The 24400-nt window shown below is 70.8% G+C and carries 13 protein-coding genes and 1 pseudogene; 4 read left to right on the forward strand and 10 right to left on the reverse strand.

Annotation, left to right across the window (positions count from 1 at the left end; genetic code table 11):
• From DEU36_RS16240 to mmsB, 4 genes and pseudogenes are all read left to right on the forward strand, one after another.
• A pseudogene (locus DEU36_RS16240) lies at positions 1-94 on the forward strand (L-ribulose-5-phosphate 4-epimerase); the annotation flags it as partial.
• 63 nt (positions 95-157) lie between these two features.
• Complete coding sequence (chvE, locus tag DEU36_RS00010; protein WP_183045255.1) at positions 158-1285, forward strand: multiple monosaccharide ABC transporter substrate-binding protein; 1128 nt, start codon at positions 158-160, stop codon at positions 1283-1285.
• A 97-nt stretch (positions 1286-1382) separates the two neighbouring features.
• Positions 1383-2912: a multiple monosaccharide ABC transporter ATP-binding protein gene (gene mmsA, locus DEU36_RS00015; RefSeq protein WP_023950245.1), complete on the forward strand. Its 1530-nt coding sequence runs from the start codon at positions 1383-1385 to the stop codon at positions 2910-2912.
• A 23-nt stretch (positions 2913-2935) separates the two neighbouring features.
• A complete protein-coding gene (mmsB, locus tag DEU36_RS00020; protein ID WP_120262371.1) occupies positions 2936-4165 on the forward strand; it encodes a multiple monosaccharide ABC transporter permease in 1230 nt (409 codons plus the stop codon).
• Between the two features lie 98 nt (positions 4166-4263).
• Here the strand turns inward: mmsB and DEU36_RS00025 are convergent, their stop codons facing one another.
• From DEU36_RS00025 to DEU36_RS00070, 10 genes are all read right to left on the reverse strand, one after another.
• Positions 4264-5205 (reverse strand): NADP-dependent oxidoreductase, encoded by a 942-nt coding sequence (locus tag DEU36_RS00025; protein ID WP_120262372.1) that lies wholly within the window; start codon positions 5203-5205, stop codon positions 4264-4266.
• A 20-nt stretch (positions 5206-5225) separates the two neighbouring features.
• Positions 5226-9179 carry an ATP-dependent RNA helicase HrpA gene (gene hrpA, locus DEU36_RS00030; RefSeq protein WP_120262373.1) on the reverse strand — a complete coding sequence of 1318 codons (3954 nt, stop codon included), beginning with the start codon at positions 9177-9179 and terminating at the stop codon, positions 5226-5228.
• A gap of 32 nt (positions 9180-9211) precedes the next feature.
• Complete coding sequence (locus tag DEU36_RS00035; protein WP_120264265.1) at positions 9212-9928, reverse strand: hypothetical protein; 717 nt, start codon at positions 9926-9928, stop codon at positions 9212-9214.
• Between the two features lie 62 nt (positions 9929-9990).
• Positions 9991-11412 (reverse strand): protein kinase, encoded by a 1422-nt coding sequence (locus DEU36_RS00040; RefSeq protein ID WP_120262374.1) that lies wholly within the window; start codon positions 11410-11412, stop codon positions 9991-9993.
• Complete coding sequence (locus tag DEU36_RS00045) at positions 11405-12259, reverse strand: PP2C family serine/threonine-protein phosphatase (protein ID WP_120262375.1); 855 nt, start codon at positions 12257-12259, stop codon at positions 11405-11407. Before DEU36_RS00045 ends, DEU36_RS00040 begins: the two co-directional genes overlap by 8 nt.
• Positions 12259-13560: an FHA domain-containing protein gene (locus tag DEU36_RS00050; RefSeq protein WP_120262376.1), complete on the reverse strand. Its 1302-nt coding sequence runs from the start codon at positions 13558-13560 to the stop codon at positions 12259-12261. Before DEU36_RS00050 ends, DEU36_RS00045 begins: the two co-directional genes overlap by 1 nt.
• A 51-nt stretch (positions 13561-13611) precedes the next feature.
• Positions 13612-16116 carry a transglutaminase domain-containing protein gene (locus DEU36_RS00055; RefSeq protein ID WP_120262377.1) on the reverse strand — a complete coding sequence of 835 codons (2505 nt, stop codon included), beginning with the start codon at positions 16114-16116 and terminating at the stop codon, positions 13612-13614.
• Positions 16113-17468, reverse strand: coding sequence for a DUF58 domain-containing protein (locus DEU36_RS00060; RefSeq protein WP_120262378.1), 1356 nt, complete (start codon positions 17466-17468; stop codon positions 16113-16115). Before DEU36_RS00060 ends, DEU36_RS00055 begins: the two co-directional genes overlap by 4 nt.
• Positions 17465-18430: a MoxR family ATPase gene (locus DEU36_RS00065; protein WP_120262379.1), complete on the reverse strand. Its 966-nt coding sequence runs from the start codon at positions 18428-18430 to the stop codon at positions 17465-17467. The genes DEU36_RS00060 and DEU36_RS00065 overlap by 4 nt, the downstream gene beginning before the upstream one ends.
• Positions 18431-18462: 32 nt before the next feature.
• On the reverse strand, positions 18463-24399 hold the full coding sequence (locus tag DEU36_RS00070) for an Ig-like domain-containing protein (protein ID WP_120262380.1): 5937 nt from the start codon (positions 24397-24399) through the stop codon (positions 18463-18465).
• Position 24400 lies beyond the last annotated feature (1 nt).

The following is a 24400-nucleotide window of genomic DNA, read 5'->3' on the forward strand; positions in this document are numbered from 1 at the left end:
GGGTGAGGTGATCCCGATCCCGCAGGACGCGATCGATGCGTTGTACGACCGGTATCAGAACGTTTACGGACAGACCACCGACGACCGCCGGTAGCCCCGCACCGGGGCGCGGTCACCATTTCCCGCAAGACACTGAAGTCACTGGAAAGGACACACAGTGAACAAGAAGTTCCTGTACGCAGCAGCGACGCTCGCCGTCGGCGCCCTGGCGCTCTCGGCATGCTCCAACACCGGCGGCGGCGCCGGCGGCGGTGAGGGCGGCGGCGACGGCGGCCTCATCGGCGTCGCGATGCCCACCAAGAGCTCGGAGCGTTGGATCCAGGACGGCGACGCCGTCAAGAAGGCGCTGGAGGACCAGGGCTACCAGGTCGACCTGCAGTACGCCGAGGACGACATCCCGACCCAGGTCTCGCAGATCGAGAACATGATCACCAAGGGCGCCGAGGCGCTCATCGTGGCTTCGATCGACGGCACGACGCTGACCGAGGCGCTGCAGAACGCGGCCGACGCCGACATCCCCGTCATCGCCTACGACCGCCTGATCAAGGGCACCGAGAACGTCGACTACTACGCGACGTTCGACAACGCGCTCGTCGGCCGTCAGCAGGCCTGGACCGTCCTGAACGGACTCGGGCTGACCGACCTCGAGGGCAAGCCGCTCGACGGCGCTCCCGCCGGCCCCTTCAACATCGAGCTGTTCGCCGGCTCGCTCGACGACAACAACGCCTTCTTCTTCTGGGACGGTGCGATGGAGGTCCTCGAGCCCCTGATCGACGACGGCACCCTCGTCGTGAAGTCGGGTCAGACCGACATCGAGCAGGCCGCCACGCTGCGCTGGGACGGCGAGACCGCCCAGAGCCGCATGGAGGACATCCTCACGGCGAACTACTCCGACGGCACGCAGGTCGACGCGGTCCTCTCGCCCTACGACGGCATCTCGCGAGGCATCATCTCCGCCCTCGAGGGCGCGGGCTACTCGCTCGGCGCCGAATGGCCGATCATCTCGGGCCAGGACGCCGAGGTCGACTCGGTCAAGGCCATCCTCGCCGGTGAGCAGTACGCCACCATCTTCAAGGACACCCGCGAGCTCGCGAAGGTCGCCGCGAACATGGCTGCCGCTGCCCTGAAGGGCGAGGAGCCCGAGGTCAACGACACCGAGACCTACGACAACGACGTGAAGGTCGTGCCCTCGTTCCTGCTGGCACCGGTTCCCGTCGTGAAGGACAACGTGGAGTCGTCGCTCGTCGACACCGGCTACTGGACCGCCGAGGAGCTCGGTCTCTGAGCCACGGCATCCGCCGATCCTCGGAAACGGCGGCGGGGGCGAACAGCTCCCGCCGCCGCACCCGAGAAACCATCCACCCCACAAGGAAGTCGGAGACGTGAGCGAAACCATCCTCGAGATGCGCGGGATCACCAAGACCTTCCCCGGCGTCAAGGCGCTCTCGAATGTCAATCTCGCCGTCCAGCGCGGCGAGATCCATGCGATCTGCGGTGAGAACGGCGCGGGTAAGTCGACTCTCATGAAGGTGCTGTCGGGGGTCTACCCGCACGGCACCTACGACGGCGAGATCGTCTACGCGGGCGACACCGTCGAGTTCAAGAATCTGCGCGACAGCGAGGCGCGCGGCATCGTCATCATCCACCAGGAGTTGGCGCTCAGCCCGTACCTGTCGATCGCCGAGAACATCTTCCTCAACAACGAGAGGAAGGGCGTCGGCGGCCTCATCGACTGGAACAAGACCAACTTCGCCGCGGCCGAGCTGCTGCGTCGCGTCGGGCTCAAGGAGAACCCGACGACGAAGGTCAACCAGATCGGCGTCGGCAAGCAGCAGCTCGTCGAGATCGCCAAGGCCCTCTCGAAGGAGGTCAAGCTCCTCATCCTCGACGAGCCGACCGCCGCGCTCAACGACGAGGACTCCGACCACCTGCTCGATCTCATCCTGAGCCTGCGCGAGCAGGGCATCACGTCGATCATCATCAGCCACAAGCTGAACGAGATCAAGAAGGTCGCCGACACCGTCACGGTCATCCGCGACGGCAAGACGATCGAGACGATCTCGAAGAACGACGTCACCGAGGACCGCATCATCAAAGACATGGTGGGCCGCGACCTCGAGCACCGCTATCCCGATCACGAGCCGCAGATCGGCGACGAGCTGCTGCGGGTCGAGAACTGGACCGCGCACCACCCTCAGGACCCGACCCGCGTCGTCGTCGACGACGTGTCGGTGACCGTCCGCGCGGGCGAGATCGTCGGCATCGCCGGTCTCATGGGCGCCGGCCGCACCGAGTTCGCGATGAGCCTGTTCGGTCACAGCTACGGCACCCGCATCTCGGGCAAGGTCTTCATGCGCGGCAAGGAGATCCGCACGCGCACCGTCTCCGAAGCCATCGCCAACGGACTCGCGTACGCCACCGAGGACCGCAAGACCTACGGCCTGAACCTCATCGAGGACATCAAGCGCAACATCTCGATGGCGTCGCTGAAGAAGCTCGAGAAAGCCGGTCTGGTCGACGACAACGAGGAGTTCTCGGTCGCGAACCAGTACCGCAAGAGCATGAACATCAAGGCGCCGACCGTGCTCGCCAAGACCGGAAAGCTCTCCGGCGGCAACCAGCAGAAGGTCGTGCTGTCGAAGTGGATCTACTCGGATCCCGAGGTGCTCATCCTCGACGAGCCCACGCGCGGCATCGATGTGGGGGCGAAGTACGAGATCTACACGATCATCAACAAGCTCGCCGCAGCGGGGAAGGGGATCATCGTGATCTCGTCCGAGCTGCCCGAGCTGCTCGGCATCTCCGACCGCGTGTACGCCCTCTCCGAGGGGCGGATCACCGGTGAGCTGCCCATCGCCGACGCGACCCCCGAGTCGGTCCTCAAACTCATGACCATGGAGAAGCCCCGCTGAGCGGGGCCGCAGGAGATCCTCGAATGTCTCAGAACAACGCCCCTGAAACCGCCGCCGGCGGCGGGCTCAACCCGACCGAGAACCGCTTCACGCGGTGGCTCGGACACATCCTCGCCGACCTCGGCAAGAACGGCATCTTCATCGCGCTGATCGCGGTGGTCGCCCTCTTCGCCATCCTCACCAACGGCATCCTGCTGCGTCCGCAGAACCTGTCGAACCTGGTCGTGCAGAACGGCTACATCCTCGTGCTGGCCATCGGCATGGTGATGATCATCATCGCCGGCCACATCGACCTCTCCGTCGGATCGGTCGCCGCCTTCATCGGCGCCGTGTCGGGCGTGTTCGCGGTCAAGATGGGCATGCCGTGGTGGCTCGCCATCGTGCTGTCGCTGCTGATCGGCGCGCTGGTGGGAGCCTGGCAGGGTTTCTGGGTCGCCTACGTGGGCATACCCGCGTTCATCGTGACGCTCGCGGGCATGCTCATCTTCCGCGGCCTCGCCCTCGTCGTGCTCGGCAACGCGAACATCGGCTCGTTCCCCACCGAGTACCGTGCCCTTGGCAACGGCTTCTTGGCGGGCATCTTCGGTGAATCCGATCCAGATCTCTTCACGCTTCTGATCGGCGCGCTGGGTATCGTCGCCCTGGTCGTGCAGCAGTGGCGCACCCGCGCCGGACGCCAGAAGTACTCGCAAGACGTCGAGCCGCTCGTCTGGTTCATCGCGAAGCTCGCCCTGATCGCCGTCGTGATCGGCTGGTTCACGTGGGCGCTGGCCTCCTACAAGGGCATTCCGGTGACCCTGATCGTGCTGGCGGTGCTGGTGCTGGTCTACGGCATCGTCATGAACCGCACCGTGTTCGGTCGTCACATCTACGCGATCGGCGGAAACCGCCACGCGGCCGAGCTCTCGGGCATCAAGACCCGTCGCGCCGACTTCTGGCTCTTCGTCAACATGGGCGTGCTCGCGGCCCTCGCCGGTCTCATCTTCACAGCGCGACTCAACCTCGCAGGTCCCAAGGCCGGTGACGGCTTCGAACTCGAGGCGATCTCGGCGGCGTTCATCGGCGGGGCGGCCGTGCAGGGTGGTGTCGGCACCATCGGCGGCGCGATCATCGGTGGTCTGATCATCGGTGTGCTCAACAACGGCATGTCGATCATGGGCATCGGCATCGAGTGGCAGCAGGCCGTGAAGGGTCTCGTGCTGCTGCTCGCCGTCGCCTTCGACGTCTACAACAAGCGGCGCTCGGGCAACTGACGACGCCCCGAGGCTGAGCGACCAAGCGGCGCTCGCGTCGGCATCCCGATGGGATCGCCGGTGCGGGCGCCGCTTCGTTGTGATCGGGTGGCGGCCGGTCAGGGCAGGAGCGTGATCTTGCCGGGGGTGTGGTCAGCGACCAGCCGGTGCGCCTCCGCCGCCTCGGCGAGGGGCAGCTCGGGTCCGAGCTCGACGCGGAAGGCGCCGGCGGCGAGCAGCGCCGCGACCACGGGGATCGCCTCGGCACGCCAGGCAACCTGCTGTTCGGTGAGCGGCTCGGGGCTTCCGCCCGAGAACGCGCGGATGCCGAGCCCCGGCGCATCCGCTCCCCGCACGATCGTCGCGATGCGGGAGCGGTCGGCGACCAGCTCGAGTGAGACGTCGAGCGCCTCGTCGGTGCCCGCGCAGTCGAGCGCCACCGTCACGCCCTGCGGTGCAGCGGCCCGGACACGGTCGGCGAGTCCGTCGCCGTACCCGACGGGTGTGGCGCCGAGCTCGCGCACGCGATCGGCCCGGGCCTCGCTCGCGGTGGCGATGACGGATGCACCTCGAAGCCGGGCGAACTGGATGGCCGCCTGACCGACCGATCCACTGCCGGCGTGCAGCAGCAGGGTATCGGCCGGGCCGACGTCGAGCGATCGGAGCGACTGATACGCCGTCGCGACCGGGATGCCCAGGGCCGCGCCGACCGCAGGGGAGACGCCGGCGGGGAGAGGCGTGAGCTTGTCGGGCGTGACGACGATCTCGGTCGCATAGACACCGCTCGCCCCGAACACGACGACCTCGTCGCCGACACGGAAGCCGTCGACATCCGCGCCGACCTCGGTGACGACCCCCGCGCCGTCGTTGCCGATGCGCCGGGGCTTCGAGATGGTGGCGGAGGGCCGCAGACCCGCGCGCAGCTTGTGATCGATCGGGTTGACCCCGGCCGCGGTCACGCGCACGCGCACCTGACCCGGGCCCGGTGTGGGGACCTCGATCTCGCTGAGGGTGAGGACCTCGGGTCCGCCGAATTCGGAGTACGTCACTGCGTGGGCCATGGGGCCACGCTACCGACAGATCAGCCCTTGCCGGCGAGCATCTTGGTGATGCGCTGGATCGACACGGGCTCGGCCGTGCCGAGACGCTGCGCGAAGAGGCTGACCCGGTACTCCTCCAGAAGCCACCGCGCGTGCCGCAGGTTCGGGGGAGCATCGTCGGCAGGGGGGATCGTGCCGCCGGCTTCGGTGTAGAGCGTCGCGGCACGCTCGAACTCGGTGAGACGCTGCCGATCGCGGCCGGGGTTGTCGCTCAGCGAGGTCACCCGCTCGAGCGCGCCCTGGAGGTATCGGGGCAGATGCGCGAGCCGCGCGGTACCGGTCTGCGAGAGGAATCCGGGGAAGACCAGGCCGGCCAGCTGCTGCTTCACATCGCCGAGGGCGGCGAGCAGCACCATCGAGTTCTCTTTGCGGATCGCCCGCTCGACGTCGCGCTGAAGGGTCAGGATGCGTGCGCCCAGCGAGACGGTCTGGAACAGCTCGTCGACGACAGCCGCCGAGAACGCATCCCGCACCGCCTGGAACTGCGCCGGCGTGCGGACGGATGCCGCCGTGCGGTCGATGACCGCGTCCGCGACGGCGACGCGCGCGTCCTCGATGAGCGCCTTCGCCGACGGGTAGGGAGAGGCCGCGAGCGCGAGCTTCTCGGACGCGGTGAGGTGGTCGAGCACGTACGTCGCCGGAGACGGGACCGACAGCAGCACGAGCCGCCGGACGCCCGCGCGGGTCAGGCGCTCCGCTCGATCGGGGGTCGCCTCGATTCGCAGGGTGACGGCCGTTCCCTCATCGACGAGGGCGGGGTAGCCTCGCACGACGCCGCCGGCGCCCCTCGTGTCGACGAGCTCGGGGAGGTCGCCGAACGTCCAGTCGGTCAGGCCGCTCTGCTCGGCGATTCCGGCTCGCTGGTCACTGCCGGATGCGGCGCCGAGCGCGGCGGCCGGCGCCGCTGCGGCGGGTTGCGAGCCGGGACGCGGGGCGGCCTTCGCGAGCGAGCGAGCCACCGACGCCCGGCTGCGGTTCGCGAGCCGCTGCTGCAGCTCGGCCAGGTCGCGAGAGGAGCCGAGCGGACGCCCGCGCTCGTCGACGGCGCGGAACGACATCGACAGGTGCGCGGGCACGCGCTCGAGATCGAAGTCGGCCGACGTGACCGGCTGATTCGCGACGCGTTGGATGCGGGCGGCGAGCGCGTCGCGCAGGGTGCGTGCGGGCAGCCCGTCTCGCGACTCGGGTCCGTCTGCGGCCAGCTCTTCGGCGAAGCGCGACGCCCAGTCGGCCGCGGGTACGACGTGCCGCCGGATGGCCTTGGGCAGCGCGCGAAGGAGCCCGGCGATCAGCTCATCGCGCAGACCCGGCACCTGCCAGTCGAACCCGTCGGGTCGGAGCGACGCGAGGAGTGCGAGCGGGACGACCACGCTGACGCCGTCGTCCGAGGCGCCGGGCTCGAAGCGGTAGGCGAGTGAGAGCACCTGATCGCCCTGGCGCCAGCGCGCCGGGAAGGCGCGCTCGTCACTACCGGATGCATCACCGGCGAGGTCGCTCTCGGTCATGTCGAGCAGGCGCGGCGTGCGGGCCGTGGCGTCGCGCCACCAGGCTTCGAACGAGCGGACGTCGAACACGTCGCGGGGGATGCGGGCGTCGTAGAACGCGAACACCGCTTCGTCGCCGACCAGGATGTCGCGACGCCGTTCGCGTTCCTCGATCTTCTCGAGGCGTCGCCTCAGCTCGAGGTTGCGCCGCTCGAAGGCGGTGAGCCGCTTGTCGAGGTGCGAGGAGTTCCAGTCGCCCTCGACGAGCGCGTGCCGCAGGAACAGCTCGCGGGCGAGCTCGCGGTCACGCCCGGCCAGCTGCACGCGCCGGCGGGGGACGATCTCGACGCCGAAAAGGGTGACCTTCTCGGCGGCGACCGCCGCGCCGGCATCCTTCGACCAGTGCGGGTCGCTCATCGACCGGTGCGCCAGGTCTCCGGCGAGCTCCTCGGCCCACGCCGGGTCGATCGCCGCCACCGTGCGGGCGTACAGACGCGAGGTCTCGACGAGCTCGGCGGCCATCACGGCGTCCGGCGACGCTTTACGCAGACCCGAGCCGGGGAAGATCGCGAACTTCGCGCCCCGAGCGCCGCGGTACTCGGCGCGGGGGCGCTGCGGCTTGCTCCCACCGCCCCGACCACCCGTGGCACGCGCGTTCGAGGTGCTCCGGGTGTCGAGGACGCCGATCTGCGACAGGAGGCCCGCCAGGATCGCACGGTGCACGCGGTCGGGATGCGCGGCCCCCGCGACGACGGGGCGTTCGTCGCTCTCGCGACGGCGACGGTCGCGGTCTCCGCGAGCCAGCGTGCTGAGCTGACGGTGGACGTCGAACCACTCGCGCACCCGGACGTAGTTCAGGTGCTCGGCGCGGCACGCGCGACGGAACGCGCTGGAGCCGAGTTCGCGCTGTTGGTCCTGCAGGTGGTTCCACAGGTTCAGCAGCGTCAGGAAGTCGCTCGTCGGATCGGTGAAGCGGGCGTGCAGCCGGTCGGCTTCCTCGCGCCGTTCCTCCGGGCGCTCACGTACGTCCTGGATCGACATGCCGGCCACGATCGCAAGCACGTCGCGGGTCACCTCGAGTGCGCGAGCCTCGACGAGCATGCGGGCGAATCGCGGGTCGATCGGCAGGCGCGAGATCTCACGGCCGGTCTCCGTCAGGCGCCAGGCGCCCTTGTCGTCGCGGCGCACCGCGCGCAGTTCCACGAGCAGGTCGAACGCGGCCTTCACGCCACGCGAGTCCGGCGGGGTGAGGAACGGGAAGTCGGCGATGTCGCCGAACCCGAGCGCGAGCATCTGCAGCACCACCGATGCGAGCGAGGTGCGCAGGATCTCCGGCTCGGTGAACTCGGGGCGCGAGGTGAAGTCGTCCTCGGCGTAGAGCCGAACGGCGATACCGGGGGAGGTTCGGCCCGCACGGCCGGCTCGTTGCTGGGCGGATGCCTGCGACACGGCCTCGATGGGCAGGCGCTGGATCTTCGAGCGATTGCTGTAGCGCGAAATGCGTGCCGTCCCGGCGTCGATGACGTACCGGATGCCGGGCACGGTGAGACTCGTCTCGGCGACGTTGGTGGCGAGGATGACGCGGCGCCGCACACCGGCGACCCGTGAGGGCTCGAAGACGCGGTGCTGCTCGGCAGCCGAGAGGCGACCATACAGGGGCAGCACTTCGGTCGGACGCGCGTCTCTCGCGTAGGCGGAGCGCACGGCATCCATCGCGTCGCGGATCTCCGCCTCACCGGGGAGGAAGACGAGGACGTCGCCGTCGGGCTCACGGTCGAGCTCGCGCAGCGCCGCGACCAGGCCGTCGACATCATCCGTAGCGGACTCGTCATCGCCGGCGTCGTCATGGGGGCGGTAGCGCACCTCGACGGGATAGGTGCGACCCGAGACCTCGATGATTGGCGCGGGCGCGCCCTGAGCGTCGGCGAAATGCGCGGCGAAGCTCTCGGGGTCGATCGTCGCCGAGGTCACGATGACCTTCAGGTCGGGCCGACGGGGGAGGATGCGGCGCAGATACCCGAGCAGGAAGTCGATGTTCAACGATCGCTCGTGCGCCTCGTCGATGATGATCGTGTCGTACCGGCGCAGCATCCGGTCGCGGTGGATCTCGTTGAGGAGGATACCGTCGGTGACCAGCGCCACCCGGGTGTCGGCGGATACCTGGTCGGTGAACCGCACCTTGTAGCCGACGGCCCCGCCGAGCGGCACTTCCATCTCGGCGGCGATGCGCTCCGCGACCGTCCGTGCGGCGATCCGACGCGGCTGCGTGTGCGCGATGCTCGTGCGTCCGAGTTCGAGGCAGATCTTCGGCAGCTGGGTCGTCTTACCCGAGCCGGTGGCCCCCGCGACGATGACGACCTGGTGGTCGCGGATGGCGCGCGCGATCTCGTCCCGGGCCGCGCTGACGGGCAGCTCGGGTGGGAACGTGATCACAGGGGCGGGCGAAGACACAGCCCTCCATCGTACGGCGCCACGGCGCGGGTTCAGGCCTGTTCGCTGCGGACCTCGTCGAGGAGCGGCAGATCAGCGGCGGTCACGAGGCGGGAGAGCACGGCATGCTCGACGAGTCGCGCACGGCGGTTGGTGGCGAGCTTGCCCACGCCGCCGCGGAGACCGCGGACACCCTCGCGGTCGAGCTTGTCGCACACGTTGTCGAGCTTGCGGTTGAACGTCGTCAGCGGCCAGCCCAGCCGCTCGGCGGCCGCCGCCGACGTGGGCACCTGGCTCGAGCCGACCATGCCGCCTCGCAGGATCGGCTCGCACATCGCCACGAGCAGCAGGCGCTGGCTGGAGGTCAACGCCACCGCACCGACCGTCGTCGTGCCGACGTGCTCGTCGGTGGTGCGGGGGAAGCTGTCGCGCACGGTGAATCGTGACCCGTCGGTGTGCACCGTCAGCTCGTACGTGTAGGCGCCCGCGGTGAACATCACCACCAGGGCGGGAAAGACCAGGGGAACCCGAGCCCCCGGGCCGAGGACGGCCTGATAGGCGCCGTCGGGGGTGGCGAGACTGACGGAGATCGACTGACCGGTGTTCGACAGCCACCACAGGCCGTGTTCGGCATCGATGGCGAGCAGCCGACGGTGCAGATACGGGTTCGTGTCGATGATGAGGTCGGCGTCGCGCCCGATCGCGTAGGTGGTCCCCGCGACGGGCCGGAACCACTCGCCGCAGAACTCGATCGCGACGCTCTCGGTGATCTCGCCCGAGGCCGGGCCCACCTCCTCGCGCTCGTGCTCGTCGGTCTCGTGCTCGATGGCTGTCATGCTCCTCCTCCGATGATCATCACGATGGCCGTCGCGGCGGCCCCGAGGACGATCGCCCCGACGCCGATGACCGCGATGACGGTGCCCCTACCGCGCCGTCGCGGCACGGGCGTCGTCGTGGATTCCCTGACCGGCGCCTCGACGCGGACGCGCGAGACCTCGGCGAGAGCCGGCGCGGTCCGCACCCGATAGCGCTCGCTGTCGTCGTCGGGACCGGTCGCCTGGCGAGCCGTGTCGACTCGGCCCCGCACGAGGTCGTCACGTCGCTGCCGCCGCACGAACGCGGTCGGCTCGACGTCGGGCTCGATCGCGGGACGCTCCGACGGTGTCGGGGCCTCGTCCGCGACGGGAAGCGACCGTGCCGCCAGACGGGTGTGGTCGTCGTCGGGTGCGCTGTGGCGGGTCGAGAGGACGGTGTGGTCGTCGTCGGGTGCGCTGTGGCGGGTCGAGAGGACGGTGTGGTCGTCGTCTGGTCCGGTCTTGCGGGTCGAAAGGACGGTGTGGTCGTCGTCGGATGCGCTGTGGCGGGTCGAGAGGACGGTGTGGTCGTCGTCGGGTGCGCTGTGGCGGGTCGACAGGACCGTGCGCTCGTCCTCGTCCGGCGCCGGAACTTCCGCCGTCGCGGCGGCATCCGGTTCCCGGACGTCGAGGTGCGTGATGGGGAGGTGCCGATCGGCCTCGATGCGCTGGAGGGCGAGGCCGAACTCCGCGGCTGACGGCCCATCGCCCGCCGCGGTGGCCTCGAGGGTGGCGAGCACGAGCGTCTCCAACTCCGCGGGCACGGCATCCGCACCGGCGAGAGCCGACGTCGTCTCGGCGATCGGGCGTCCCGTCAGCAGCTCGGTCGCCGCTACGGCCAGGCCGTGGACATCCGCCGCTCGTGCCGCAGTTGTCGCACCGGACACGTCGCGGCGAAGCAGGGCGTCGGTGTCGAAGCCGATCATCGCCGGCCAGCCGTAGTCGGTCGTCAGGACGTTCTCGATGCCGACCCGGCCGTGGGCGATGCCGCTGCGGTGGGCGGTCTCGACGGCGCCGCACAAGCGGACCAGCAGCCGCAGTGCCTCGGGCACGCTCATCGGCGAACGGGACGCCGTTTCGGCGAGGTCGGCGCGTGAGCAGTACTCCATCACGAGGTACGGACGGCCTTCGTCCGTCGTCCCGGCGGAGTGGACCGTCGTCACGCTGGGGTGCGTCGAGAGGGCGACCAATCGCGCGGCGGCAGCGGCGAACACCTCGCGCTCGCCATGGTCGAGCACATCGCGGAACACCTTCACCGCGATCGGATCGCGGCCGGCGGCATCCCGGTACAGGTGCACCTCGGCCCGATCGCCGGCTGCCAGTATCCGCTCGGGGCGGCGGCCGTCGATCTCACCCGGAGTCGGCAACGGATGCCGCGACCTGCGGCGCAGCTCAGCCATGATCCGTTCGGCGACGGCGCGAGCGCGCCGTCGCGACCTCGACCGTCGCGGTGACGGACTCGCTGTTCATGATGCCCCCGGTGGTGTCTTCGAGCCGAGGACTGATGCCGCCTGCGACGACGTCGAGCACGATCGTGCTGATGTTGTCGCGGCCCCCGTGGGCGAGCGCCTGGGCGACGAGCGATTCGGCCGTCTGCGCGGGCGAGCCGCCCATCATCAGGCCCGCGCGGAGCGCCTCGTCCGAGAGCTCGCCGGTCAGCCCGTCGGAGCAGACGACGATGCGCTCGCCGGTGACGATTGGGATGAGCCAGAAATCGGCGCGGCTGCGTTCGCCGCCGATGGCGCGGGTGATGACGTTGCGACCTTCGTAGGTCGCCATCTGATCGCGCGTCAGCTGACCGGCATCCACCAGTTCCTGAGCGACGGAGTGGTCGATCGTCAGCTGCTCCAGGCGCTCGGCGAGCAGACGGTACACGCGCGAGTCGCCGACGTTGACGATGAGCCAGCGCCGCACGCCGCCCTGCTGAACCGCGACCACCCCCGACAGTGTGGAGCCTGCGCCGCGGGAGGTGCCGGCGGCGACGACGGCGACGGCCGAGTGAGCTCGCTCGACGGCGTCGGCGACTTCCTCGGGACGTAGATCATCGCGGCCCACGAGGGGCCGGAAGACGTCGATGACAGCGGCCGACGCACGGTCTCCGGCGTCGTGCCCGCCCATACCGTCTGCCACGACGAAGACCGGGTACTCGGCCAGCAACGCGTCCTCGTTCACCGACCGGCGGCGCCCGGTGTCGGTGCGACTGCCGCTGGTCACATGGACGTCGATCGGAGGCGTGGCGGTGGTCATCAGGCCTCGGTGAGCTGGAGCTCGGCGTCGCCGAGGTGGAAGACACCCGAGACCGGCGTGGGCCCGGACGCCTCGACGTCGTCGGGGCCGACGAAGACGCCGTTGGTGGAGGCCAGGTCGGTGATGGTCCACCCCGTGTCGGTGTGCCGCAGCAGGGCGTGGGTCTTCGAGACGGTACGTGTGACGTCGTCGACCGCGACGACCTGGGCATCGGGGGCTTCGTCGGGCGCGAGCGGGTTGCGGCCGAGGACGACGGCGGTGGCCGACAGGACGACCGTCGACCCGCTCGGCAGCCGGAGCGCAGTCTGAGGACCCCGACGGGCCGCGAGGACGGTGTGGTCGTCGAGATCCGTTTCCTCGGCGACCGGGGCCGTACCGGCGACGCTCGGCGTCGCAGCGACGGGCACTGCGGGCTGTGCCGACGGCGGCGCCATCGGAGAACTGGTCGGGGCGGACCACGACTGCGGAGCCGCGGGTGCCGCCGCCGCGGCCGGGCCGGTCTCGGCGGGCGGGGGCGGCGGTGCCCAGGGGCTCGCGCTGATCGGCTCGGAAGCGGGGGGCGCGGCCGGCGCGGCGGGTGCGCCGGGGGCGGAGGGCGACGGGGCGAACAGCGGGGGCGCGGGCACCGCTGCGGGCGCCGGTGTCGCGAGCGACGTCGCGACGGGCGAGGTCGGGACACCCGTGCCGGTGGGCGGGGGAGAGCGGAACGGGGCCGGCTCCGTCGGCGCCTCGCGGCCGAGCCACCGCGCCGAGCCCCACCCGACGACGCTCGCCCACACGGGGAACAGCAGCGCGCCCAGCACGACGTAGCCGGTGCTCAGGCCGAATCCGCGACACAGGGCGCGCAGCATCCGGATGTGGATCACCAGGGCGAACGCGAGGAATGCGAGCCAGATGAGCGCGGGGACGATCGCCGCCGCAGCGAGCGCACCCGCCGCGCTGCCGGCGTCGCCGCCGAAGCCCGCGTTCAGGGCGATCCCGGCGAAGAGGCCGGCGACGACGCCCGTGATGATCGTCACCAGGACGGCGCCTCCCGCCAGCACCGCAGCCCACCAGCCGCGCATGCCGGCCAGGACGAAGAGCTCCCAGATGTTCAGCACGGGCACCCAGGCCCGCCACGGGTCGATCCCCGTCTTGCGGAACACGGCGGTCAGCGCGAACGCCGTCCACACGTAGATGCCGATGCCGAGCACCACTTGGACGACTCCGAGCGCCGCGAAGGCGCCCGTGGGACCGCCGTTCGCCCCGCCGAGCGCGATGACCGCCGTTGCAACGTCGTTCGTGAAGCCGTGTGCCCTCACCTGTTCTCCTGCCCTCGAGCGCGGTGCGTCCCGCGCGTGCCGCGTGCCACCTTATCGATCCCGTCGGTCGCGCGGCAGTCGTTGCGCCCGGGCGACACGACGCTCGCGTCGTACCAGGGAGCGCAACGACACCCGCGCGCGGAGCCGTGCCCAGAATCCGAGCCCGTCGTCGAGCCGGGAACGTTCGGATTCGACGATGCGCCAGAAGCGGTCGGCATCGTCCTGATCGGGCGGCGCGACGTCGAATACCGAGCGGTCGGCGAGCGTGGCCAGTTCGGCTGCGCCGGCTGACCCGCCGTAGGCGGTGACGAGCTCGTGGCGGGTCCGCGATCCCGGCCCGGGGAGACCGTGGTCGACGGCCGCGTCGACGAACTCCTGCCAGCCGCCGGTGAATCGCTCGACGGGGTCGGCACTGGCACGGCGTCCCCGCCGGCGCGCGAGCTTCACCAGCACGATGAGCGCGAACGGTCCGAAAAGGAGCAGGAGGACGAGCAGCGAGATCCCGCCGATGCGGAGCGTCGTCCACAGCGCCGAGAGGTCTTGCGACGTCGCGGTGTCATCGCCGGGGCTCCGACCGCCGTCGCTCGGATTGGCGTCGGCGGGCTGCACCGCCTCCGCCTGCTCCTGCCGCACGTCGGTGGGGATCTTCGGGTCCTGCCGCTGCTGGGTGTCAGGGGAGGGGAAGACGGCGTGCTGGGGCGTGACGTCGACGGGCACCCACTCCGGTCCGGCACCGCGCACCTCGAGCCATGCCGAGATGTCTCCGGCCGTGCAGACGCCGTCGTCGCAGGTCGAGAGGGTGTCGTCGGCCGACTCCAGGCGCATGCCCACGACGATCCGCGCGTCGAAGCCGAGCCGGTCGGCGATCATCATCGCGGCCACGGCGAACTGCTCGTCGTCGCCGACGGCGGCCACGAGCGCGGCGTCATCGTCTCCGCCGACCTCATCCTCACGGGCGAGCAGATCGGTGAAGAGCTGATCGATGCGGTCGGTGGAGTGCCCGGCGCGGCTCGGCTGGAACGCGTAATCGCCCAGGTCGGCGGTCCACGACGGGGGCGCCGCCGCGTCGATCGTGAGGGCGTGGCTGAGGAACCCCCGCGCGCGCAGCAGCTCGACGAGCTGCTCGAGACCGGCGCCGCCCGAACCGTTCGCGTGTTCGTCCACCCACCGCACGAGGCTCTCGGGCACGATGTCTTCCCCGAGCGTCGGAGCCGACCGGGCGGGCTCGAGCGACCCGAGCGCCGGGACGGCCTCGGGGTAGGCAGCGCCCTGCCGGTACTCGGCGCCGGTCCGCAGCCGCGGCTCAGCCAGCTGCACGCCCGCGGAGGTTTCCGCGTTGTAGTAGAAGCCGTCGGCGAGAGTCGCGGCATCCGCGCCGTCGAAGTCGATCGAGGTGACCGATCCCACCGTCGGCATCCAGACGCCGTCCCAGCCCTCGACGGCGATGCGCGCCGAACCGGTCACCGACCCGGCATTCGCGGGGAGAGCCGACGGGACGCGGGTGAAGGACGATCGCGCATCACCGGATGCGGCGGTCGGGTCGACGACCCGGGCGACCCGCCCGTCGTAGAACGGCAGAGTCGCCAGCCGCACCCGGTCGACGCCGTCGGGGGCCGCGACGCGGAACATCGGCTGATCGAACCGGTCGTCGCCGAACCACGTGCGGTACTGCCCGAGCGGGCTGAGCTCGGCGGCGAGCTCGAGGCGGGGATCGACATCGGCCCGGAGGACCTCGCGCGGCGATCCCGCGAGCGCCCAGGGGGCGACGAACGTCGCGCCGACCAGGCCGATCGCGACCATCCCCGCAGCGGTCGCGGCGCGCCCGGCCAGTCCGCGGAGAGGGCGGCTTCCGCTGCGCACGCCCGTCGCGGCCGTGGCGGTCGCGATCGCGCGTCGGCGGTCCGCCGTCGTCCGCCACACGATCGCGACGAGCGCCGCGACCAGGGCCGCCATTCCCACGAGCGCTTCGCGGCTGAGCGTAAGCGGACCGAGGGCGGGGGCGGGCATCGGGGCCGTGGAGCCGAAGGCGATGCCGAAGACCGTGGGGATGAGCGCAGCGATGACCGCGAGCGGCCACCAGCGACCGCCCCGCCACGCGATAGACAGTGCGAGCACCGTGGCCGCGAGGAAGACCAGAAGCGCCGGCGCGAGCGTCGCCTGATAGCTGCCGAGGGGCAGCTCGAGGGTCAGGAGGTCCTTCCACCCGGTGACCGGGGCCGTCACGACGCCACGAAGCCCTTGCAGCGCCTGCGGCACGGAACCCAGTGATCCGGGAGCGGCGAGGGGCAGACCGAGCACGAGGTAGGCGCCGATCGTGACCAGCGCGACCCACCAGCCGTTCTGGCGCCACCGTAGGCCGGCCGCGGCGATGGCCGTCGCCGCGATCGTGGCGACGATGACGAGGACGACGAACGCCGGGCCCCGGTAGATCGGCCAGGCGGCGATGGCGCCCACCGCGACCACCAGCAGCAGCACCGCGGCCTGCACGATGAGAAAACGCCACGGTGTTCGTGCGGCGCGCCGAGCGCGCAGGTCGCGGCGTGCGGGGGCGCTCATGACTGCGCCGCCCGAGACAGCAGCTGGCGGAGGTCGTCGAGGAGACCGATCGAGAGCACCGACATGGCCCCGAGAGACCTGAAGCCGGGTTCGGCCTCGAGCGAGCAGGTCACGGCGATGACGCCGACGTCGGCGGGGAAGGCGAGCGCGGCGGACTGCAGCTGCGCGGCGGTCAGCGTCGAGCCGCAGACGAGGAACGCGATCGAGACGTCGGGGTGGCTCTCCGCGGCGAGCGACGCCGCGTCGCGCAGCGGGCTGACGTGCTCGATGCGGTCGAGTCCGGCGAGGTCGTCGAGCAGCGTGCGGGTCGTGATGGTGGTGAGCTCGCGGATGGTGCGGATGCGGCGGCGTGCGAACTCCGGCACCTCGCCCCCGACCACGACGTCGACGTCGCGGCCGTCGCGGATGCCGCGGATGCCGAGCGAGGCGGCGGCGCTGACGGCCAGCTCGAACTCGTCGTCGGAGGCGTACTCGTCGTCGCCGACCGCGAGGGCGATGACCATGCGGCTGCGCCGCGTCTCCTCGTACTGGCGCACCATGAGGGTGCCGGTCTTCGCGGTCGACTTCCAGTGGATCTGGCGCTGCGAGTCGCCGGCGACGTAGGGGCGGATCGCGTGGAAGGAGAAGTCGGCATCGACGACGGTGCGCGAGGCGCTTCCCTCGAGATCGCGGATGTACCCGGTCGTCGTACTGCGCAGGGTCGTGGTGACGGGGTGGATGTACAGCGTGTGCACGTCATCCCACGTGCCCTCGCGCTTGAGGATGCCCAAGGGGTCGCCTCGCACGGTGCGCGCGGGGCCGACGGTGATGATGCCGCGCCGGTGCGTGGGCACCACGACCTGCTCGGTGTGGGTGTGCCCATGGCGCAGCAACGGCACGTGCACGTCGACGATGCCGTCGCCCACGGGGACGTCGATACGGCCCGGAAGGGCGGGAGCGGTGCCGATATTGGTCACGACGAGGGTCCCCTCGACCTGCGTGCCGGCGACGACCCGGTCGTGCTCGAGCCGCAGGTCGACCTGGTAGGCGCGCGCGCTGAAGAGGAACGGCACCGACAGGGCCAGCAGCACGAGGGCGACCACGCCGGCCGCGGCGAGCTCCATGAGGCCGAGCGGCAGTCCGATGCCGAGTCCGAGGACCGCGGTGATCACCATGAGCCACCCGGCCACCGTGACCGTTTCGGAGATCCACCGCGCCGTCGCCCGTGCCGCGCGACGCAGACGCCGCCACGACTGCACGCCGCGCACCGCGAGCACGGTGGTGCGGCCGGTCGTGCCGAAACGCGTGCGCGCGAAACCCGTGCCCTCCGAGAAGGAGGTTCGGGTCAGGCGGGACTCGGTGTCGAAGCTCACACGGTCTCTCTCTGGCTGGGCGGCACCGTGTCGAGGAGCACCTGTCCGATGACCGCCCCCGCCGTCACGCCGTCGAACTCCGCCTCGGGATCGAGGATGAGACGGTGGGCGAGCACCGGCTCGGCCAGCGCCTTCACGTCGTCGGGCGTGACGTAGCTGCGACCATGCGCGATGGCCCACGTCTTTGCCGCCTTCGTCAGCGCGATCGCGCCGCGGACGCTCACGCCGAGGCGGACCTCGGTGGCCAGGCGCGTCGCCTCGATCAGGCGCGCGATGTAGTCGAGGACGAGCGCGTCGAGGTAGACGCCGCGAGCGATGTCGGCCATGCTCACGACGCCCTGGGGCGTGATGACGGGGGAGACCTCGCGGCGGGACTCGGCCGCGCCCTCGAGGATGCGCACGGTCGCGGCGTGATCGGGGTATCCCAGCGTCGTCTTCATCAGGAAGCGGTCGAGCTGCGCCTCGGGCAGCCGGTAGGTGCCCGCCTGCTCGACGGGGTTCTGCGTCGCGACGACGAGGAAGGGCACGCCGACGCGTCGGCTCACACCGTCGACGGTGACCTGGCCCTCTTCCATGACCTCCAGCAACGCCGACTGGGTCTTCGGTGAGGCACGGTTGATCTCGTCGGCGAGCACGATGTTGGCGAAGATCGGTCCCTGGTGGAACTCGAACTCGCCGCGGCTCTGGTCGTAGACCGTGATGCCGGTGACGTCACCGGGCAGCAGGTCGGGGGTGAACTGGATGCGGCTGCTCGTCCCCTGCACGGTCTGCCCCATGGCCCGCGCGAGCGAGGTCTTGCCGGTGCCCGGGTAGTCCTCGAGCAGCAGGTGGCCCTCGGAGACCATCGCGGTGAACGCGAGCTCGATGACGTGCCGCTTGCCGAGGACGACCTTCTCGACGTTGTCGACGAGCGTCGCGAACGTCTCCTGGAACCAGGCGGTCTGCTCCGGTGTGATGCTCATGGGGTCCTCTCGCTTCGCCTTCTCGGCGGGGGTCAGGGGGTCGTGTTCGATTCGGCGGGGGTGCTCGGCTCCGCCGGAGGCGGGGTGACCTGGTCGCACGTCTGGCGCACGGTGACGGGGTCCAGCGGCGATAGCTTGCCCGTCCAGGTGACGGTGTAGTCCACGTGCGTGATCGCTTCCGCGGCACCGCCGATCTGCGACGTGACCTCGTACGTGAGGTTCGCCCACCGGGGGTTCCAGGTGGGAGCAGACGTGTCGGTGCTCTGGCATGACGGCAGATTCTGGATCGCGACCGAGACAGGCGTGGACGCGCTTCCGGAGGCCGGCGAGATGGCGATGGGGTCGGAGCAGCGGACGTCCGCGCCGAGGAAGCTGTCGCACCACTTCGCCGTCCACTGGTCGTCGGGACGGTTGTACTCCGGCGAGAACGAGTCGCGCCGGTTGCCGTTGACGTAGTAGACGAGGCGGGCATCGTCGAAGGGCTTGGCGCCGGGGTCGCTGTGCGTGCCCTGGAGGGCGTAGGTGTAGCCGCTCTGCGCGTTCCCGCTCGCCGTCGACGACACCCGGAAGGTCATCCCCGTCGGCGCCTCGACGTTGCCGACCGGCCGAGCGGAGATCTCGGCTCGCGTGACGCCGAAGCCCTGCTTGCCGTTGAACGTGTGCTCGGCGCACGCCCACACCGTCTTGCGTTTGAACGCCTGCGCCTCGAACTGCTGGCTGGTAGCCGAGCCGGACGGGACGCATGCCTCGGCCGACACGTCGCTGAACCCGATGAGGGTCTGGGTGCCATCACCGTTCGGCGTCACCGCCGCGGTCACGCGCATCGAGTTCGACGTGTTGGTCTCGGTCAGGGTCAGGCCCGGAGCGCCGACGCCATGCGCTGTCACCGCGCGTGACTGTCCCTCGCTCGAGCCCGCCGCGATCGGCGGCAGGTCGAAGGTCGTCAGCGGCGTCGCGGTGAGCGTGGTCGCGGAGTTCGAGCCGACGTCGTAGTTCGTGAAGGTCGCGGTGCCGCCGACGACCGGACGCGTGTCCGATCCCTGCCGGCCGCCGCTCAGCCGCACGCTGCCGGTCGTCGCGTCGAGTCCCGTCACCGTGATCGTCGCGCGACCGCCGTCACGGCCGTTGGGTGCCGGCTCGAACGACGATCCCGCGGGCTGTGCCGGCGGGCGGTAGGCCCAGGCCTGCGCGCGAACGGTCGAGCGCGACTCGCCGACGGAGCTGTAGGCGCGCGCCTCGTACGTGATCTTCTCGCCGACCGGGGCGGAGATCGGTGAGCACGATCCGGACGCCGGGCAGGTGGCGACCTCGCGACCGTCGGCGGTGATCCGATAGCCCTGGACCGCGGGGTACGAACCGCCGTCGGAGGTGACACGCAAGCTGACGGAGTCACCGGTGTACGCGGTCCACTCCATCCGCGAGGGATTGGCCGGAAGACCCTGCAGATCGAGGATGACCTGCCCGTTGCGTGCGCCGCTGGACTGGCGGCCCTGTGCGTCTTCGACGGTGAAGCTTCCGGTGCACTCGGCGGCGCCGGGAGCATCGGAGCTCCACGTCGCACGCACCGCGGTGTCGCTCGCGCGCGAGAACGACACACCGGTGCAGTTCCCGGGGCCGCTGGCGCCGACGAGCCGCAGCGGCGTTCCGGGCAGCGGGTTGACCTCTCCGGCGCCGCCGATCACCTCGATCGTGCACGAGGTCGCGCCGCCCGACTGCGAGCAGGTCTGCACGGCGGAGCCGCCCTTGGGCAGCGTCGAGGGTGCCGGGCCGACCGTCAGGAGCAGGTTCGCCGGAGCGGTGTCGGAATGACTCGGAAGCGAGATCGAGACCGGTTCCTGGCGGCCCGGGCGAGCGGCATCCGCTGCCGTCACGGTCGCCGTGGTGCCGTCGACCGTGACGGTGAACTGGTCGCCCCCGTACGAACCGGCGTAGCGGACCGACTCCCAGTCGGCGCGTCCGGCCCACTGGACCATCTGCGCAAGGTCGTAGGTCTGGGTCGAGCCCGGGCTCACCGTGAGCGACGCGCTCCGCAGGCTCGGTTGCGGGATCTCCGCCTCGACGATCACCCGGAGAGTCAGGAAGGTGGCGACGTCCTGCGTGCTCAGTCGCGCGGGCACGATGCAGCTGTCGGTCCACGGCGCGCCGGCCCCGGCGTCGTAGCGGATCGTGGTGCCCGACACGACGCTGCAGACGGCTTCGCCTCGAGCGCCTCCCGTGCGGATGCCGTCGTCGATGACGAGGGTTGCACCGCGAGGGACGCGGACAGCGTCGGCGAGGTCGATCTCGACGCTCTCCTTCTCGCGCACCTGCAGGGGCGGGAAGCCCTCGCGCAGAGCGAGGCGCACATCGGCCTCGCCGGGCACGCGCAGGAACCCGTAGGAGGTCACCTCGGCGCCGTCGAAGGCCGTGCCCGTGACCTCGAAAGGGATCAGGCGCGACCGCTCCGGCAACTCGCCCGAGATCTTCCAGCCGTCGACGTCGAGGTCGGTGGGCTCGCCCCACAACGACAGGCGGAGGCCGGAGACGTCGCCGGTGTTCCACGACACCTGACCGTCGAGCACGTCGATGCCCCGCGGGAAGTCCTCGCGGTTCTCGAGCGTGAGCACGGTGTCGCGTACGACCGGGTAGTCGGGCACCGGCTCGCGGACGGTCTTGACGACGATGAGTCCGATCGCGGTGTCGCCCCGCTCGTTGCGGACCGTGTACGTGTACGAGAAGGTGCCGAGCACTTCGCCGGCGCGGAGCGTCACCGCCCCGTTCTCGACCGGCCCGATGAGCCCCCGCAGCGTGTCGTACTCGCTCGAGCCCTCCTGGGCGTTGGGTGCGACGTCGATCAGCTCGAGCTTGCTCCCCGCGGGGTCGATGTCGTTGTCGGTGGGGCGGACGACCGCCGTGCTCTCGGCGCCGACCTGCACCTGCAGGTAGTCGCTGTAGGTGACCGGACTCGGATCGGTCTGCGTGTCGATGACGCCCACGCGAACGTCCGCCGTACCGGTCGCACCGCTGGGGTCGCGGACGGCGTATCGGAACCTGACCTGTCCGCTGAACCCGTCGGGACTGGTGTAGACGATCGCCGAGCCATCGGCCGAGATGGTCGCCGACCCCTGCTCGGGCTGAGCGACGACGCGGTCGAGCACGACCGGGTCGCCGTCGGGGTCTACCGCGTAGGCGTCGAGTGGGATGCTCACCGACTGGCCGCTCAGCACCCGTCCCACGAGCGTGCGGGGGAGGGGCGCCTGGTTCGACTCGTCACCCACGACGGTGACGGTCACGCGCGCCGTGTCCCTGACCTCGGGGAAGCCCAGACGGAAGATCGTGTACGTCAGGGCGTATGTGCCCGCCTGTTCGGGGGCGAGGTAGCGGAGCAGGCGGCTGGTGGCGAAGGCGAGGCCGCCTCCGGTCTCGTTCACGATCGATGACGGGTCGATCGCGATGAGCGCACCTGAGGGGGCGGTGTCGTTGTCGAGCACGGGGATGTCGATCTGCGTGCCCGCTCGTACCGTCACCGCGTCGTCGACGGCGATCGGGGGCTCGGCGGTCGCCGACGGCAGCAGGACGACCGTCAGCTCGCCCTGAGCCGTCGCGGCCGCACTGCCGGTGCCGTCAGACACGGTGTACCGCACGACACCCAGGCGCCCGGGCTCGCCCGAGTCGGTCGTGCCGCTCACCCGCAGCAGGCTCTGGCCGACGAGGTCGACACCGAGCGAGGCGAACGGATCGCTCTCGGGACGGATGTCGCTCAGGAGCAGCACCGAGCCGGCCGGGTTCGACACCGCCGATGCGACGTCGATCGTCGCGTCCTCGTTGGGTCGCACGAAGGCGGTGAGGGGAGGCGTCGTGATGCCCGCCGACTCGGGGGCGAGCATCGTCACGCGCACGGTGGCCGTCGCCTCCGTCAGCGAGTCGCGGACGGTGTACTGCACGAGGAACGAACCGGGCGCCGACGCGGTGACGACCATGCTGAGGGCGGCGGGATTCGCCGCCGCCGTGGTCTGGGCCTCGTCGAGCGGAACGACGCCGCTGAGGGTGACCGGGCCGGCCGCGCCGGTGACGTAGGGCGCGACCGACACATCGAGCGGTTCCCCGACGACGCCGGTCACCGCGAATGATTCGGCGGTGAGCTCGGGCGTCGGCGTCACGGTGATCGTGAGCGGTTGCGTCACCGTCGCCCCGCGCGCGTCGGAGACCGTCACCGTGATCGTCACGGCCAGTCCTTCGGTCGCGTTCGGGTCGGGGTGCTGGTAGGTCAGCGTCCCCTCGGGCGACGTGGTCACGGTTCCTACCCCGGTGTCGTTGGTCGCCCCGGCGAGGAAGACCGGGTCGCCCTCCGGGTCGACCCAGCCCTCGAGGAGCTCCGCAGAGACCGTTCCGCCGGGCGCGACCGTGAGCGAGGGCCACGAGGCGAGGCATCCCTCGACACCGCACCACACCGGCGCGGTGTTCTGGTCGTCGGGGACGACCGTGAGCGTCACCGTCGCGACGTCCGAGAGCAGACCGTCGGCGGCGGTGCCGTCGGTCACGCGGTAGCGCAGGGTCGCCGTGCCTGCGGCATCCGGAGAAACCGCGACGGTCAGCTGCTGCTGGGCACCCGTGATGGACGCCGTCCCGAACGCAGGATCGAGGTTCTCGAGCGAGGCCGGGTCGATGCTCAGCACGTCCTCGTTCGGATCGTGGTCGTTCAGCAGTACGGGCAGGAGCGTTACCGAACCGGCGCGGACGCCGAACGCGTCGTCGACCGCCACGGGCGGCTTCGGATCCACGACGAGCTCGGAGGTCGCATCATCCTGCTGCTCGACCTCGATCTGACGGTCGAGGTCCCACTGCTGTGACGACGCCACGAGCGCGCCGTCGGGAACGTTCCACACCCAGCCCGAACGACGGTCGTTCAGCGCGAGCCTCGTTCCGTTCCCGATGAAGGCCGGATCGACGTTGTCGCCGATGTCGGCGCCGCGGTAGTCCAGGTCGGTCACGGCGTCGGGCTCCGTGCTCGACCACAGCGAGCCGGCCGACTCGCCGTCGCCGAGCCATGCGGCGTAGACGGCCGAATCGAGCACGGCGGGCTTCGCGGCGGTGCCGGCACCGGGGCGATCGAGCGCCCGCGATGCCGTCGCGCCGGGAATGTCGACCGCCACGACGCCGTCGGAATCGGCGATGTACGCGCGGTCGCCGCCGGGAGCGGCATCCTGGAGCCGCGCTCCGGCGGCGAGGTCGGTCGTCACCGCTTCGTCGCGTCCGCGCAGCCAGACATCGCCGGTCGCCTCGTCGAGGAGCACCCAGCGGGTCCCGACGACGCTCAGCTGCACCGTCTCGAGATCCGCCGGTGCGTCGTCCTCGCCGAGGATGCTGCCCGTGCGCGAGTCTGCCCGGACCACCCGGTCTTCGGCGGCCGAGTAGGCGTACACGACGCCGGTGGCGTCGACCGCGACGGCCGTGGCCACGAACCGTGGCCTCTCCTCACCCTCGGGTACCTCGGTGTCGGCGTACGGATCGATCGGGATCCCCTCACCGCCGCCCGACAGGCTCGAGCCGAACACCGCGCCCGCCTCGGTGCGGTAGGCGATCGCGTCACCGGTCACGGCGATGTCGGCGGTGCCCGGAGGGGTGGGGGTGAAGGCGTCTTCGGCGTCATCCGTGAGGTCGGCGGGCCGTCCCATGTCGACGTCGGAGAACTGCGACGAACCGTCGCTGTAGACGAACAGGCGGTCGGTGGTCTGCGCGAGCGCGCTGCCGTTGTCGACCTGCTTGACGGTGTCGATCTCGCCGAGCTCGAGGTTGACACGGGCGTAGCCGCTGCCGGTCCCGTTCTGGAGCGCCCACACGGTGGGGTCGTCGGGCGGCGTCTGCTGCGCGTCGTAGCCGGGCCAGACGACCGCGAGTGTCGCCGTGACCGCGAGCACCGCCGTCACGGCGCCTGCGGCGATCCAGGTCGTGCGCCGCACGCGGGGGCGCGTGTTCTCACGCCGCGCCATC

The organism is Microbacterium sp. AG238 (assembly GCF_003610405.1).
In the GTDB taxonomy this organism is placed as follows: Bacteria; Actinomycetota; Actinomycetes; order Actinomycetales; family Microbacteriaceae; genus Microbacterium.